Below are 14,391 nucleotides of genomic sequence, written 5' to 3'. Positions count from 1 at the left end.
GTGGAAAACCGTCGTAGAACAGGAACGCCCATGCCGCAGATCACCATCGACTACTCGGACCTCCTGGCGGACGCCTTCGACCGTGAGGGCTTCGCCCGGGAGCTGCACGAGGCGACCGTGACGATCGCGGCGGCGAAGCCGGAGGCCTGCAAGACGCAGTTCCGGCCGAGCGCGTACACGGTGTTCGGGTACGAGGACCCCGGGGCGCGCGGGCACGCGATCGTGCACGTGACGATCGGGCTCCTCGCCGGACGCAGCGACGAGACGAAGGCGAGGCTCACGGAGACGGCCCTGGAACTGCTCCGCGGGCACGTGGCGGACGCGGGTATCGCCCTGCACGCCTCCGTCGAGGTCCGCGAACTCGACGCGTCCTACCGCAAGTTCGACCGGTAGCGGCCGCCGCTCAGGGCGCGAGGGTGATGAGCCGGCCGACCAGCTCCGCGAAGGTGCCGTCGGCCGGCTCGTCCTTCACCATCTGCTTGAGCAGGGTCGCCATGTCCGCGTCGTAGGCCGCGCTGACCGCGACCAGCGCGGCGAAGTCGTGCACGAGCTGGAGCTCCAGCTCGGCGCGCGGGACGCGGCGGCCGTCCAGCCACAGCAGCGCCGTCGACTCGGCGAGCGAGATCCAGGACCGGACGACGAGCTCCAGGCGCGGGGAGGCGTCCGTGACGCCGAGGTGCGCGAGGATCTGCTCGTAGGCGGCCTGGCGCACGGAGTCGATGAGCGCGTTGGTCGTGGAGACGTGGTCCTTGGTGCCGATCCCGTCGGCGGAGACGGCCGGGCCGCCGCGCATCAGCGCCGAGAAGCCGGGTCCGTGTTCGTCCACGAAGTCGAAGTAGCGGCCCATCACGCGCAGCAGCCGGGCGCCGAGCGGACCCTCGTGCGGCTCGGCGAAGCGGGCCGCGAGCTCCTCCGAGGCGCGCTTCAACGCGGCCTCGTACAGGCTGAGTTTGCCGGGGAAGTAGTGGTACACGAGCGGCCGCGAGATGCCCGCGGCCGTCGCTATCTCGTCGATCGAGACCTCGTCGGGCGAGCGTCGGCTGAACAGGTCGAGCGCGACGCCGATCAGCTGCTGCCGCCGCTCCTCGACGCCCATCCTGCGGCGAACCCCGGTACTCATGCGAACACCTTACCGATCGAATCCGGCCGCAGGTGTTCACATGTCGATCACCAACCGACCGCTTCGGGCCCGCGACACACAGATCAGCATCGAGTCGGCACGCTCCGTGTCCGTCAGCAGCTCGTCCCGGTGGTCGATCTCCCCTTCCAGCACCCGCTGTTGGCAGGTCCCGCAGAATCCCTGCTCGCAGGAGTACGCGGTGTCCGGCAGCTCCCGGCGGATCGCGGCCAGCGCGGTGGAGTCGGCCGGGACGGTCAACGTGCGCCCGCTGCGCCGGAGTTCGACCTCGAACTCCGTGTTCCCGTCGGACGACGTACGTGGCGCGAACCGTTCGAGACGAACGTCCGGGAAACGCTCCGCGACCGCCGCCATGAGCCCCTCGGGACCGCAGCAGTAGACGACGGCCCCCTCATCGGCCTCCAGCGCGTCGAGATCGGGCACGCCCTCGACCACGGTCACCCGGTCGCGGCCCAGCTTCTCGACCTCCTCCAGGAACGGCATCGAGGCACGGTCGCGCCCCGCGTACAGCAGCCGCCAGGGGGTGCCGTCCGGGAGCGAGCGCAGCATCGGCAGCAGCGGGGTGATCCCGATCCCGCCGGCGACGAAGACGTACGACTCCGCCTCGACCAGCGGGAAGCGGTTCCGCGGCCCCCGCACCTCCAGCTCCATGCCCTCCGTCACCTGCTCGTGCACCTCGCGCGAACCGCCCCGCCCGTTCTCGACGAGCCGGGTCGCGACGGTGTACGACGAGGTGTCCTCGGGGTCGCCGCACAGCGAGTACTGCCGGACCAGCCCCGAGGGCAGCACGAGGTCGAGATGCGCGCCGGGCTCCCAGCGCGGCAGGTCCGTTCCCTCCAGCCGCAGTTGTACGACGCCGTCCGCCACCGTCTCGTGCGCGGCGACCAGCAGCCGCAGCGCCCGCGAGCGCGGCCGGCCCGAGGTGGGCTCCTCCAGGGCGGGCAGCGGCCACAGCGGCGAGACCTGGATCCGGCGGCGCAGGGCACCCCGGGTCACCAGCACGGCGCCCGCGAGGAGCGCGACGGTACGCAGCTTCGGCATCACGCGGCCCCCTTCTCCGCCGCCGTGGCCGCCGGGGAGGACGCGAGGTAGGCGACGGCCTGTGCGGTGTCGCCCTCCTGCGAGGGGTGGTAGTCACGGCTCAGATAGCGGGGGATGGACCGGACCATGTCCCCGGCCGAGGGGAGCAGGCCCCGCCGGCCGCGGACGTAGAACTCCTTGAAGGACGCCCTGCCGTCGACGAGGGTCGGGTCGTTCTCCATGAAGAACCGCGTCCCGCGCTGCCATAGGAACACCAGTGCCGTGAAGGCCGTCGCCCAGGTCCGTGCGCGCCGCCGGTAGCTGCCGTCGACGTGCATGAACAACTCGAAGGCCACCGAACGGTGTTCGACCTCCTCCGCGCCGTGCCAGCGGAGCAGGTCCAGCATGGTGGGATCGGCGCCCTGCCGGTCCAGTTCCCCGGCGTTGAGCACCCAGTCGCCGAGGAACGCGGTGTAGTGCTCGATGGCCGCGATGAGCGCGACCCGTTCCATCAGCCACCACCTGCGTGGCCGCCCCGGCGGCAGTGTGCGGTCGCCGAGCAGCTTCTCGAAGAACCAGTCGACCTGCGCGGTGTACGGCGTCGGGTCGAGGCCCTGCTCGCGCAGGTGCGGCAGCACCTCGTCGTGCGCCTGGGAGTGCATCGCCTCCTGGCCGATGAACCCGATGACGTCCGCACGGAGCCGCTCGTCCCGGATGTACGGCAGTACCTGCTTGTACACGTGCACGAACCACCGCTCACCGGCGGGCAGCAGCAGATGCAGCACGTTGATGGTGTGCGTGGTGAAGGGATCGCCCGGCACCCAGTGCAACGGCGTGCCGTCCCAGGAGAAGGACACTTTGCGTGCCTTGAGCGGCACCCGGGCCTGCGTGTTAGACATGGCGTCAATGTACTGATGGGTAAGGCCGCTGAGAACCCCCGTGACGCATCTTGTTTACGCCGGTGTCAGCAACCGGGATCAGTGCAGTCCGCTGATCGCCCGGCCGTTCGCCAGAGTGCCCTTCAGCGTGGCCTGCGCCCCCTGCGTGGCCCGGGCCATGAGCAGCGGACCCTGGCCGGACGCGGTGATCCCGCCCACGGCACTGATCGTCGCGGTGTCCTTGCTGCCCGCCGCCAGCAGGAACCAGTGCCCGGCCGCGGACTTCCACAGCACCCCGGCCAGCACATGGGGATCGAGCGGCCCGCAGCCCCGTACGTCCGTGCCCTTGGCGACCACCGCGCCGACCGGCCGGCCCGGCGTGCGGAACTGGGCCAGCGCCGCCGTGCCGTCGCCGCGCCAGGTCTCGGCCCGGGTGCACACCCAGTCCGCGGCGCCGGTGCCGTCGGGCAGTGGCTGCTCCGCGAACTGCCAGGCGTTCACGCTCCGGACGCCCGCCGAGCGCTCGGCCGCGAGCGAGCAGGCGAACGGCGCCCAGGCGCGCAGCCCCGCGGTACCGGACGCGTCCTCGGGCGCACCGGGCGGGCCCGCGGTCAGCCGGGCCGGGACCAGCTCGCCGAGGTCGGTGGAGAGCACGGTGCCCGGGGCGCCGGTCAGCTGCAGCACGGTCCACGAGGTGCAGCGGCCGGGCTGGAGCGCCGGGCTGGTCAGCGGTGCGGTGACACCGCCGGTGAGGGTCAGCGGGGTCGCGGCCGCGGCCGGCTTCATCAGGTTCCGCGCCGCCGCCTTCTTCACCCAGGGCGCGGTCAGGTACCGCACGTTGCCGTCGGAGCGGCCGAGCAGCAGCGCGCTCGCCTCGGCGCCGGTCGCGCCGTCGGCGCGCGCGAGGTCGAGGGCGGCGCCCTCGGTGCCGCTCACCGGCTCGGCGTAGCGGACGATGCGCAGGCCGTCGTAGAGGATCACCACCCGGGCGTTGTCGACCTGGCCCGCGTACAGCAGCTGGGGCGGGCCGGCCGGGCCGCCGGTCTGGGTGCCGGGGGTCGCCGAGACGCGGACCGCGCTGCCGGGGCGGGCCCAGACGGCGAGGGCGCGGCGCAGCAGGCCCTGGTCGCCGGTGAGCGGGCCGCGCGCGGGCCACACGGAGAAGTCGCTGCGTGCGGAGGTCTCCCAGGCGGTGGGCGGGACATGGGTGAGCCGGGCCGGATCGAGGGCGGCCTGGGCGGCCGGGTTCTCGGCGTAGACGGGCGCGGCGGCGCCGTCCGGGCCCCAGCCGTCGCCCGGCAGGGTGACCAGTGCCCCGCACACCGTGAGCGCGGCGGCCGCGGCGAGGACGGCCTTGGTGTGCTGGCGGCGGCGCATCAGGTCGGTGGGCCGGGCCTGGAGCGAGCACGCGTCGAACTCGGCCGAGGCGAGCAGCGCGGGCTGCAGGGGCACGCCGTTCGCCGAGGCCAGCGCGCCGCCCGGGTCCTCGACACCGGCGGCGGACAGCAGCCTGCGCACGTCGGCGTCCGAGAGCTGCTCAAGGCCGCGCAGCACATAGGCGGCGCGGGCCGGGCCGGACAGGGCGGACAGCCGCTGGTCCAGGGCGAGTTCGTCGGCGCCGCCCGAGCGCGGGAACAGCCTCAGGCCCCAGACCTGGGGCAGCAGCGGCGGCAGTTGGGTGAGCCGGGGCAGGCCCTTGCGGGGGGCGGCCGCCTCCAGGGCCGTACGCAGGACGCGCTCGCGCAGGAACGCGTACCCGGGGTCGTCCGGCCGGCCCGAGGTCTGGGCCGGGATCGTGGCCGACTGCTGCTTGCGGCCCCGGGGCAGGGCGCGCTGGACGAGGGCGTGCGCGGTCAGCACCCGGCGGCTGCGGCCGAGGTTCGGCGGCAGCACCAGATAGGCGATCCGGACCAGCCGTGGATAGTGCTCGACGAGCGCGGCCTCGGCCTGCTCGACGTCGACCGGGCCGGATTCCCCGGCGGAGGAGGCTGCGTGACGCTGGGCTACATCCTGTGACTGCACGCCATGGAGAACGAGCGGGGCGGCGGTCGGTCACCACCGGATGGGTGATTATCGCATTTGAGCGTACGGCGGCCGGGGTCCGTATCCGAAGGAGTCGAGCCATGCTGGGGCCGCGAGGACCGGAGGAACTGATGAGGGTGACACGACTGCTGCTGGGTGCGAGCGCCGTGCTGGCGCTGGCGGGCTGCGGCGCGGGCGGGGAGACCAAGGCGGTCCCGCCCACCGCGACCGGCAGCCTGGAGAGCCTGGCCGCCGAGGTGAGGTGCAAGCCGGACATGCAGACCGACGCCGACACGATCCGGCAGGCCATCTGCACGAACACCGACGGGAAGTTCATCCTCGCCACCTTCTCCACCGACCGCGGCCAGCGCGAGTGGATCAACACCGCCGAGGACTACGGCGGTTTCTACCTCGTCGGCCGCAAGTGGGTCGCCGTCGGTGCCGATGACACCGTCACGGCGCTGCGCGGCACGCTCGGCGGGGACGTGGAGGTCGGCGCGAACCACTCCGCGCACTCCTCCGCGCACTCCTCCGCGCACTCCGGGCACGGCGGCTGAGTGCTGAGCACGCTGAGCACCGCTGGGGACACGGAAAGGCCGGTGACGGGAGGGGGGCTCCGTCACCGGCCTCGTCGTGTGGCCCGTGTCAGGGTTTCACGTGCGGCATCACGCGCAGTTCCGGCCGCTGTTGAGGCAGTTGGCGATCTTGTTGGCCAGACCGCCGGTCGTGACGCTGATGAAGTCGTCGTGGTCGGTGATCGCCTTGTGCAGCTCCTCCGGGAAGCCGTCGACCGCGTAGGCGTTCTTCACCGTGCCGTTCGCCTGGATGACCGGCTGCGGCACGTTGTAGACCAGGCGCATCGTCAGCTGCGGGATCGCCTTGAAGCCGTTCGGGCAGACCCCGCTCGCGGGATCGGCGAAGGCCACGTGCGTGCGGTGGTTGGCGCTGTCGATGTTCTGGCCGTCCCAGCAGCTCTGGAAGGCGAACGAGCGCACCACCTGGCTGCCCTGCGGACAGATCGGGTACTTGTCCGTCAGCTGCACCTTGTTCTCGAAGCCGGTGCAGCTCCAGTGCGCGTTGGCGTTGGCCGGGCCGTTGACGAAGGCCTTGGCGTCACCGGTGATGATCCGCAGGAACTGCGGCATCGCGACGACCTTGCTCGCCGGCGAGCCGACGTACTTGATCTGCGCCTGCTGGGCGACCAGGATCTTGCCGACGTTGAGGTCCTTGCCGCCGCCGTCGGCGTTCGCGTCCTTCTCCTGCGTGCCGTCCTGCTCGCGGATGACCGGCCAGTAGTACGCCGACAGGTCGTTGCGGTTCTGGCAGCTGGTGCCGCCCTGCAGGAAGGTCTGGTTGCTGGAGAACGCGTTGACCTTCTGGTTGCCCACGTAGTCGTGCACGTGGTGGGCGCCGTTGGTCACACCGGGCGCGACGATCACGTTGTCGCTGTTGTGGTTCTGGTTCGCGTTCACGCCGCAGCGCGTGATGAACGTGCCCGTCGAGGCGTTCTGCTGCTTGGCCGGCTTGCCCTGGACGTTGGGCGCCACCTTCGTGATGTCCACGAAGTCCGCCGCGGCCGGGCCGTCACCGCCCTGCCCGCCGTTGTTGCCCTGCTGCTGGCCGCCGTTGTTGTTCTGCTGTCCGCCGTTGTTCTGCTGACCGCCGGTCTGGCCGTTGTTCTGGCCGCCGGCGTCGGTCTGGTTGGCGGACTGCGTCGTGCAGGCGGCGAGCTGGGACAGCGCGGTGTTGAACTGCCCGCCGACCCGCTGGATGTCGATCCGGATCCGGTCGATCGTCGCCGCGCGCTTGTCCTTGAGCGGACCGACGATCGCGTTCTGCACGAAGCTCGGGTCGTTCGTCTGCGCCTGCCGGGTGGAGGCGAGCCGGTTGTACGCCTCGGTGATCTGCTTGTCGAGGGTGGCCAGCTCGGTCGCCACGCCCTGACGGGCCCGCCAGGGCACGTTCGTCAGCTTCTGGCCGACGTCCGGGCAGGAGATGGTCGCGACCTGCGCCGTCGCGGCCTTCGTCTGGTTGCCTCCCCATGTCTGGTTGTTCGACTCATGCGCGGAGGCATAGAAGTTCGCCCAGATCAGCCCGCCCCCACCGAGCGCTAGGGCCGCCGCCCCGGCAAGGGCCTTGGTGGCCAGCGGCGTACGGCGTTTTCGTATGTTGCGTCCCATGGAACTCCTCTGACTTCCTTGCGGGGCAGCATCGAGGCGCCCGACAGGAGTGAAGCGGCGCCCTTGTGTACGGACGCCGCCCCAGAGGTGTTCACCGGTCTCACAAATTCCTCGTAGAAACAGGTGAGTTGGCAGGTCGCAGACGTCGGCTCCGGTCGCGTCAGCGGTCCTGGTCGAGGTGGGCGAGCACCGCCAGCACGCGCCGGTTGTCGTCGTCCGACACCTCAAGTCCCAGTTTGGCGAAGATGTTGGAGGTGTGTTTGGCGATGGCCCGTTCCGTCACCACGAGCTGGGCGGCGATGCCCGCGTTCGACCGGCCCTGCGCCATCAGCTCCAGCACCTCCCGCTCGCGCGGGGTGAGCCGGGCGAGCGGCCGGTCCTCGGCGGAGCGGCGGGCCAGCAGCTGCTGGATCACCTGCGGGTCCATCGCCGTACCGCCGGCCGCGACCCGGCGTACCGCGTCGATGAACTGCTCGGCGTCGAACACCCGGTCCTTCAGCAGATAGCCGATCCCGCCGGTGCCGTCCGCAAGCAGCTCACGCGCGTACAGCTGCTCCACGTGCTGGGAGAGCACCAGCACCGGCAGCCCGGGCCGCGCCCTGCGGGCGGCGAGCGCGCACTGGAGCCCCTCGTCGGTGTGCGTGGGCGGCAGCCGGACGTCGACCACGGCGATGTCCGGCTCCGACTCGGCCAGCGCGCGGGTGAGTTCGGGGCCGGTCTCGACGGCGGCCGCGATCTCGAAGCCGAAGGCCGTCAGCATCCGGACGAGCCCGTCGCGCAGCAGGAAGAGGTCTTCGGCTAGGACAACACGCACGGGATCTCCATGGTCACCATGGTGGGGCCGCCGGCGGGGCTGCTGACGGCCAGGACGCCGTCGAATGTACCGAGCCTGCGCTCGACCCCGGCGAGCCCCGAACCGGCGCCGATCGCCGCCCCGCCCCGGCCGTTGTCGGTGACCGTGATCCGCAGCCGGCCGTCGGTGTGGTGCAGGTCGGCCCAGATCCGGTCGGCGCCGGAGTGCTTGACGGCGTTGGTGAGCACCTCGCTCACCGCGAAGTAGGCCGCCGACTCCACCGGGGCGTCCGCGCGGCCCGGCAGCTCCACGGCCACCTCGGCCGGCAGCGGCAGCCGCAGCGCCAGCGCCCGTACCGCGTCGCCGAGTCCGCGCTCGGCGAGGACCGGCGGATGGATGCCGCGCACCAGGTCGCGCAGCTCCTCCAGGGCCTCGGCGGAGTTCCTGCGGGCCTGCGCGAGCAACTGCTTGGCCTGCGCCGGGTCGTGCTCCACCAGCATCTCGATCGTGCCGAGGTCCATGCCCATGGCGACCAGCCGGGCCTGGGCGCCGTCGTGCAGGTCGCGCTCGATGCGGCGCAGCTCGGCGGCGGAGGTGTCCACGGCGTCCCGCCGCGTCTCGGTCAACACCCGTACCCGCTCGGCGAGTTCGGCGTCGCCGCCGAGCACCGCCCGGGCCAGCCGGAAGTGGGCCGTCAGCGTGCGCGGGGTGTACCGGTAGGCGGCGACGAGGAGCAGGGCGGCGAGTACGGCCGCGCCGAACGCGCTGGTCAGGCCGGTGACCGGCACGAAGGCGTACCAGTAGGGGGTCCCGTCGGCCGGCACGTACGCCCGCCACAGCCCGGCCGGCAGCAGGAGCCCCTCGACCGGGTAGAACACCAGCAGGGCCGGCAGCAGCGCGGTGACGAAGCCCGCCGTGAAGAGCACCGGCAGCCACAGCACGTCGCGCCGGACCTGCGGGTCGGCCAGCAGCCGGAAGGTGCGGGTCCACGGCCGGGTCCCGGCCGGGACGGGCCGGTAGACGGCCGGGACCAGTATCCCGCACCACTGCTCCGCGAGCCTGCGGTGCACGTCCGCCAGCGCGCGCACCCCGGTCAGGACCACGGGAGTCGTGAACAGCCCGATGCCGAGCGGGACGAAGGCGACGGAGAGGAGCGTCAGGACGAGGAACGCCACACCGAGGGGCAGCACGGTCACGGCCAGCGTCAGGCCCTGAACGGCGGCCAGCAGGACCCCGCGTGTCCGCTCCCGGAACGTGCCGTGACTGATGTCGGTGTTCATGGCACCAGTGTCGCCGAGACCCCTGCCTCAGTCAGTCGCCCGAAGTCCCCTCCTCGGGGGTGGTGCCAGGTACACCCCCGGCCGCGGCCAGCACCTTCGCCTCCGTCTGCGGATCGAGGCCGTTGCCCGTGCGGTCCGGCCGGACCGGCGCCACGCCGCCGATCGCCGTCAGCCACCGCCAGGTGTCGGCGACGGTCTCGGCGGCCGGCCGGCAGACGAGACCGGTGGCCAGCGCCCGGGAGACGTCCGTGCGGTGGGCGGCGGCGTACAGCTCGCTCTCCGGCGGCACCCACACCGGCAGCTGGGTCCAGGGCTCGATCCCGGCGGCCAGGATCGTCTCCGGGTCGGTCCAGCGCAGCTCGGCGTCCGCGCCCGTGACCCGGACACAGCTGTCGAGCAGCTCGCCCATGGTGGTGTGCCCCGGCGGGCCGATCAGGTCGTACGGCCCGCTCAACCCCTGCCGGAGCGCGCCGAGGAGCCAGCCGGCCAGGTCGCGGGCGTCGATGAACTGCACCGGCAGCTCGCGCGGGCCGGGGGCCAGGACGGGGCCGCCGCGCGCGATCCGGTTCAGCCACCAGGGCAGCCGGCCGACGTTCTCGTACGGGCCGAGGATCAGCCCGGCCCGCACCAGCAGCGAGGCGTCCGCGCCGAAGGCCTCGGCGGCGGCCAGCTCGCCGCCCCGCTTGTCCCGGGCGTAGTCCGTCGGCCCCGCGTCGGCGGCGGCGCCCTCGACCACCGCCGCGCCGGGCCCGCCCGTGGTGGGCCAGGGCCAGGCGTACACCGACCGGCTGGAGACGTACGCGTACCGCGCGGCACGGCCCCGCAGCAGTCGTGCCGCCGTGAGCACGGCACGCGGCTGCGCCGACCAGGTGTCGACGACCGCGTCCCAGCCGCCCGGTTCGGAGGCGAGGGCCGCGAGGCCGTCGGGAGCGGTGCGGTCGCCGTGCAACGACCGCACCCCGGACGGCGGTTCGTGCCGTCCCCGGTGGAAGACGGTCACCTCCCAGCCGCGCGCCACGGCGGCCTCGGCCACCGCCCGTCCCACGAACTCCGTACCGCCCAGCACCAGAAGTCTCATGCCGCTGATCGTGCCCGCTCCGGGCGGGCGGCGGTACGGGACTCTGCCGAGGGCAGAGCCGGGGGAGGGTCAGTGGCCGGTCGGCGGGGTGTACTTGTAGCCGACCCGGCGCACCGTCTGGATCGTCTGCCGGTACTGCGCGCCCAGCTTGCGGCGCAGCCGGGCGATGTGCACGTCGACGGTGCGGCCGTCGCCGACGTGGCCGTAGCCCCACACCGTGGTGACCAGCTGGTCGCGGGTGTGTACCCGGTGCGGGTGGGCCACCAGGTGGGCCAGCAGCTCGAACTCCAGGTAGGTCAGGTCGAGTTCGCGGCCCGCGACGTCGGCGGTGCGCTGCACGGGGTCGATCCGCACCACCTGCTCGGCGCCGGGCCCGGTCTCGCCGCGTCCGGCCTCGGCTTGCTCGGTCTCGGCCGGCTGCTCCGGCAGCGCGACCGGCAGGAACGGCGGCCGCTGGTCGGCCGGGACCAGCACCAGGTAGCCGACCATCGGCGGCTGGCCGGGCAGGGTGGGCAGGGTGTGCTGCGGCGCGGGCAGCCAGGTGGCGCCGGGCGGCAGGAAGTCCGGGACCTCGATCACCTCGTCCCGGTCGACGGCGCGCAGCCGGTGCCGGGCGGGAGCGGTGAGGGAGGTGGCGGACGAGAGGGAACGAGTGGTCGCCATGAGAGGTCAGCTCTTTCGCGCGAGAGGTTCGTCGGGAAGGGCGACGGCCGCGATTCGTGGTCGGGCGCGCCGGCGGGACGTACGTCGTTTCGCGCTGGCCGGAAGGCCGGGGGTTACGGCTCTACAGGGCCCGCGCGTCGGTCGCGCGACAACACACCCGGTCGAAGTCGTGGTGCTGACGGGAAGGCCAGAAGGGCTCAAGGTCATGGCGACCTGTCGCGGTGCACTTCTGGGAACTGGCCATGCGCCCATTGAAGCAGACGCGGCCGCCGACGAGGACCCTCCTCTCACTGCTTGGACGCTTCCTTGGCGGGAAGTTGACGCCGGCCCGTGCGTGATACGCCGCAGGGGCGCCCGCCGGAATGGCGGGCGCCCCTGGGTGCGTGGAGGGAGGGATCAGACCTGGCCGGCCTTCTCCAGGGCGGAGCAGCAGGTGTCCACGAGCAGGCGGGTCACCACGTACGGGTCGACGTTGGCGTTCGGGCGGCGGTCCTCGATGTAGCCCTTGCCGTCCTTCTCGACCTGCCACGGGATACGGACCGAGGCGCCGCGGTCGGAGACGCCGTACGAGTACTCGTCCCACGGGGCGGTCTCGTGCAGGCCGGTCAGGCGCTCGTCGATGCCGGCGCCGTAGTTCTTGACGTGGTCCAGCGGCTTGGAGCCCTCGCCGAGCGACTCGCACGCGGTGATGATCGCGTCGTATCCCTCACGCATCGCCTTCGTGGAGAAGTTGGTGTGCGCGCCCGCGCCGTTCCAGTCGCCCTTGACCGGCTTCGGGTCGAGGGTCGCGGAGACGCCGAAGTCCTCGGCGGTGCGGTACAGCAGCCAGCGGGCCACCCACAGCTGGTCGGACACCTCCAGCGGGGCGAGCGGGCCGACCTGGAACTCCCACTGGCCCGGCATGACCTCGGCGTTGATGCCGGAGATGCCGAGACCGGCCTTCAGGCAGTTCTCCAGGTGGGCCTCGACGACGTCGCGGCCGAAGATCTCGTCGGCGCCGACGCCGCAGTAGTAGCCGCCCTGCGGGGCCGGGAAGCCGTTCTCGGGGAAGCCGAGCGGGCGGGTGCCGTCGAAGAAGGTGTACTCCTGCTCGATGCCGAAGACCGGCTCCTGCGCGGCGAACCGCTCGGAGACCTCGGTGAGCGCGGCACGGGTGTTGGACACGTGCGGCGTCATGTCGGTGTCGAGGACCTCGCACAGCACCAGGATGTCCTCGCCGCCGCGGATCGGGTCCGGGCAGGTGAAGACCGGCTTGAGCACGCGGTCCGAGGCGTGGCCCTCGGCCTGGTTGGTGGAGGAGCCGTCGAAGCCCCAGATCGGCAGCGCGTCGAGACCGGCCGGAGAACCCGCGATGATCTTCGTCTTGGAACGGAGCTTCGCCGTCGGGGCGGTGCCGTCGATCCAGATGTACTCGGCCTTGAAGGTCACGGGGCCACTTCCTTCGGGTGGGTCGGGCGCACTTGTCGCGGGTGCTGCGGTGCTGCGGTGCTGCGGGTTGCTGCGGCGCCACGGCACCGGGGCGCCGCGTCGATCTGGCGGGCAGCCTCGCAACAGGCGATTTCTCGTCCGTTGCCCTTGTGTGAACCCCGTGTTACCTGATGTTTCTGTGGTGCGTCTCACGCGGTGAGGCGCTACCGTGCGGCGGTGGACTTCCGGGACGCGTACGACAGGGTGCTGGCCAAGTGGCCCGCCGACCGCGAGGCGCTGACCGTCCGCACCCCCTTCGGGGACACCCGCGTCAACGCCTGCGGCCCGCGCGACGCACCCCCGCTGCTCCTGCTCCCGGGCGGCGGGGCGGCCACCTCCGTCTCCTGGTACGGCCAGGCCGCAGCCCTCGCCCGCGTCCGCCGGGTGTACGCCGCCGACCTGATCGGTGCCCCCGGCCTGAGCGTCCCGGCCGCCGACCGTCACCCCCGTACGGTCGCCGACCTGTCCGCCTGGCTGGACGCCCTGCTCGACGGCCTGGGCGCCGACGAGGCCGACCTGGGCGCGCACTCGTACGGCGGCTGGATCGCCCTGCACCACACCCTGCGGGCGCCCGGCCGGGTACGCCGCCTGTTCCTCCTGGACCCGACCCAGTGTTTCGCCGGGTTCAAGGCGGCGTACCTGCTGCACGCCCTGCCGATGCTGCTGCGGCCCTCACCCCGCCGGGTCCGGGCCTTCCTGGAGTGGGAGACCGGAGCGGGGGCGCCGCCCGACCCGGACTGGCTCGCCCTCCAGGAGGCGGGTGCGGGCTTCCCGGCCCGCAGGCCGGTCACGGGGCCGCGCCCGGCGCCGGACGCGCTGCGCGCGCTCAGGACGCCGGTCCTGCTGCTCGTGGCCGCGAACAGCAGGACCCTCCCCCGCTCTCGACTTCGCTTGAGCGGGGGGACCCCCATCCCCCGCGAGGTGACGGCCGGGGCCGCCGAGCTGCTGCCGCGCGTGGAGACGGCGGTCCTGCCGGGCGTCTCCCATCACGCGCTGCCCCAGTCGGCGCCGGGCGGCCTGGCGGGCCGTATCACCGCGTTCCTGTCCGCCGACTGATGCTCCCCGGCCTCACCCCACCTTCTCGATCAGCGCGTGACGGATGAGGAACTTGCCCGATTCCCGGACCTGTTCGAAGGCCGCGTTGTTCAGCAGGACACAACTGCCGGAGACCGAGGTGACCTTCACCGTCGTGGACTTGTTGTTGTCCAGGTTGGTGACCTTCAGGGTCGTCCCCGCCGGGAACCGGTCGCTGGACGCGGCCGGGGCGCCGCCCTCGCCGGAGAGCGTGACGGTGGAGCCGTTGCAGACCTGCTGACCGGAGGCGGCGGCACCACCGGCACTGCCGGCGGCGGACTGCGAGGGCTGTGCGCTCGGCTGGGCACCGCCGGACTGCTGCCCCGCACCCTGCTGACCCGCGCCCTGCTGCGCCGACTGGGAGCCCTGAGCCGACTCCCCAACGGTGCAACCGGCCGCCTTCTGCTGGACCTTGATCTGCGCGATGACCGCCTGCCGGTTGGCGATCCGGGCCGCCGACTGGGCGTCCGGGGCGGCCTGCTGCCCGGCGATGAACCGTTCGTTGTTGCCGAGGGCCGTGGCGAGCCCCTGGCAGACGGTCGAGTTCCCGGCGGACAGGGTCTTCGCGTTCTGCGCGGGCTGGGCGGCGTTGGACGTGGTGGCGAGCGCGAAGGCCCCACCGCCCGCCACCGCCGCGGCACCGACGAGCAGCGCGATCGTCTTCTTCGGACCGAGAGTTCGCCTGCGCGACATGCGCGCCTCCTGTAAGAGGTAGGGGAGCGTACGTCGCTATGTACGAGATACCGAACGAGGTGACTCAGCGACCACGGGAGCCGCTGAAGTGACCTGCGCCACACG

14 protein-coding genes are annotated in these 14,391 nt (G+C 72.6%); 3 read left to right on the top strand and 11 right to left on the bottom strand.

The genetic code is table 11. The features are described 5' to 3' along the window. The first annotated feature begins 30 nt into the window (after nucleotides 1-30). Nucleotides 31-393, top strand: coding sequence for a 5-carboxymethyl-2-hydroxymuconate Delta-isomerase (locus AC4OXY_RS17730; RefSeq protein WP_356020739.1), 363 nt, complete (start codon nucleotides 31-33; stop codon nucleotides 391-393). A 10-nt stretch (nucleotides 394-403) separates the two neighbouring features. Here the strand turns inward: AC4OXY_RS17730 and AC4OXY_RS17725 are convergent, their stop codons facing one another. The 4 genes from AC4OXY_RS17725 to AC4OXY_RS17710 form a co-directional block, all read right to left on the bottom strand. Next, the gene (locus tag AC4OXY_RS17725) at nucleotides 404-1,120 is read right to left on the bottom strand and encodes a TetR/AcrR family transcriptional regulator (protein WP_356020740.1); all 717 of its coding nucleotides are present in this window, start codon (nucleotides 1,118-1,120) and stop codon (nucleotides 404-406) included. 36 nt (nucleotides 1,121-1,156) lie between these two features. Next, a complete protein-coding gene (locus AC4OXY_RS17720) occupies nucleotides 1,157-2,179 on the bottom strand; it encodes a PDR/VanB family oxidoreductase (protein WP_376284948.1) in 1,023 nt (340 codons plus the stop codon). Then, nucleotides 2,179-3,057, bottom strand: coding sequence for a metal-dependent hydrolase (locus AC4OXY_RS17715; RefSeq protein ID WP_356020743.1), 879 nt, complete (start codon nucleotides 3,055-3,057; stop codon nucleotides 2,179-2,181). The genes AC4OXY_RS17720 and AC4OXY_RS17715 overlap by 1 nt, the downstream gene beginning before the upstream one ends. 78 nt (nucleotides 3,058-3,135) lie before the next feature. Continuing rightward, nucleotides 3,136-5,058 carry a hypothetical protein gene (locus AC4OXY_RS17710; RefSeq protein ID WP_491994191.1) on the bottom strand — a complete coding sequence of 641 codons (1,923 nt, stop codon included), beginning with the start codon at nucleotides 5,056-5,058 and terminating at the stop codon, nucleotides 3,136-3,138. A gap of 131 nt (nucleotides 5,059-5,189) precedes the next feature. On the opposite strand from AC4OXY_RS17710, the gene AC4OXY_RS17705 reads away from it, so the two are divergent. After that, nucleotides 5,190-5,615 (top strand): hypothetical protein, encoded by a 426-nt coding sequence (locus AC4OXY_RS17705; RefSeq protein ID WP_491994613.1) that lies wholly within the window; start codon nucleotides 5,190-5,192, stop codon nucleotides 5,613-5,615. Between the two features lie 108 nt (nucleotides 5,616-5,723). Here the strand turns inward: AC4OXY_RS17705 and AC4OXY_RS17700 are convergent, their stop codons facing one another. The 6 genes from AC4OXY_RS17700 to glnII form a co-directional block, all read right to left on the bottom strand. Continuing rightward, entirely contained in the window at nucleotides 5,724-7,238 is a 1,515-nt protein-coding gene (locus AC4OXY_RS17700) for a DUF1996 domain-containing protein (protein WP_491994190.1), read from the bottom strand. A 160-nt stretch (nucleotides 7,239-7,398) separates the two neighbouring features. Beyond that, a complete protein-coding gene (locus tag AC4OXY_RS17695; RefSeq protein WP_356020749.1) occupies nucleotides 7,399-8,052 on the bottom strand; it encodes a LuxR C-terminal-related transcriptional regulator in 654 nt (217 codons plus the stop codon). Next, nucleotides 8,037-9,311 carry a sensor histidine kinase gene (locus AC4OXY_RS17690; protein ID WP_356020752.1) on the bottom strand — a complete coding sequence of 425 codons (1,275 nt, stop codon included), beginning with the start codon at nucleotides 9,309-9,311 and terminating at the stop codon, nucleotides 8,037-8,039. Before AC4OXY_RS17690 ends, AC4OXY_RS17695 begins: the two co-directional genes overlap by 16 nt. 31 nt (nucleotides 9,312-9,342) lie before the next feature. Then, the gene (locus tag AC4OXY_RS17685) at nucleotides 9,343-10,389 is read right to left on the bottom strand and encodes an NAD-dependent epimerase/dehydratase family protein (RefSeq protein WP_491994189.1); all 1,047 of its coding nucleotides are present in this window, start codon (nucleotides 10,387-10,389) and stop codon (nucleotides 9,343-9,345) included. A 69-nt stretch (nucleotides 10,390-10,458) separates the two neighbouring features. Then, on the bottom strand, nucleotides 10,459-11,052 hold the full coding sequence (locus AC4OXY_RS17680) for a winged helix-turn-helix domain-containing protein (RefSeq protein ID WP_356020755.1): 594 nt from the start codon (nucleotides 11,050-11,052) through the stop codon (nucleotides 10,459-10,461). 396 nt (nucleotides 11,053-11,448) lie between these two features. Beyond that, complete coding sequence (gene glnII / locus AC4OXY_RS17675; protein ID WP_376284934.1) at nucleotides 11,449-12,480, bottom strand: glutamine synthetase; 1,032 nt, start codon at nucleotides 12,478-12,480, stop codon at nucleotides 11,449-11,451. Between the two features lie 216 nt (nucleotides 12,481-12,696). Between glnII and AC4OXY_RS17670 the strand changes: the two genes are divergently transcribed. Further along, nucleotides 12,697-13,575 (top strand): alpha/beta fold hydrolase, encoded by an 879-nt coding sequence (locus AC4OXY_RS17670; protein WP_491994188.1) that lies wholly within the window; start codon nucleotides 12,697-12,699, stop codon nucleotides 13,573-13,575. Nucleotides 13,576-13,587: 12 nt separating this feature from the next. Here AC4OXY_RS17670 and AC4OXY_RS17665 read toward each other — a convergent pair whose 3' ends face one another. Continuing rightward, nucleotides 13,588-14,286, bottom strand: a complete 699-nt coding sequence (locus tag AC4OXY_RS17665; RefSeq protein WP_491994187.1) for an SCO2207 family protein — start codon at nucleotides 14,284-14,286, stop codon at nucleotides 13,588-13,590. Nucleotides 14,287-14,391: the final 105 nt, after the last annotated feature.

This window comes from Streptomyces sp. HUAS MG56 (assembly GCF_058673395.1).
The sequence above is the reverse complement of the archived record's forward strand: the minus strand, read 5'-3'. Positions and strand labels throughout refer to the sequence as shown.

Coding starts and splice junctions, on each gene's coding strand:
- AC4OXY_RS17730 (WP_356020739.1), top strand. CDS start 31: ATGCCGCAGATCACCATCGACTACTCGGACCTCCTGGCGGACGCCTTC.
- AC4OXY_RS17725 (WP_356020740.1), bottom strand. CDS start 1,120: ATGAGTACCGGGGTTCGCCGCAGGATGGGCGTCGAGGAGCGGCGGCAG.
- AC4OXY_RS17720 (WP_376284948.1), bottom strand. CDS start 2,179: ATGCCGAAGCTGCGTACCGTCGCGCTCCTCGCGGGCGCCGTGCTGGTG.
- AC4OXY_RS17715 (WP_356020743.1), bottom strand. CDS start 3,057: ATGTCTAACACGCAGGCCCGGGTGCCGCTCAAGGCACGCAAAGTGTCC.
- AC4OXY_RS17705 (WP_491994613.1), top strand. CDS start 5,190: ATGAGGGTGACACGACTGCTGCTGGGTGCGAGCGCCGTGCTGGCGCTG.
- AC4OXY_RS17700 (WP_491994190.1), bottom strand. CDS start 7,238: ATGGGACGCAACATACGAAAACGCCGTACGCCGCTGGCCACCAAGGCC.
- AC4OXY_RS17690 (WP_356020752.1), bottom strand. CDS start 9,311: ATGAACACCGACATCAGTCACGGCACGTTCCGGGAGCGGACACGCGGG.
- AC4OXY_RS17685 (WP_491994189.1), bottom strand. CDS start 10,389: ATGAGACTTCTGGTGCTGGGCGGTACGGAGTTCGTGGGACGGGCGGTG.
- AC4OXY_RS17680 (WP_356020755.1), bottom strand. CDS start 11,052: ATGGCGACCACTCGTTCCCTCTCGTCCGCCACCTCCCTCACCGCTCCC.
- AC4OXY_RS17665 (WP_491994187.1), bottom strand. CDS start 14,286: ATGTCGCGCAGGCGAACTCTCGGTCCGAAGAAGACGATCGCGCTGCTC.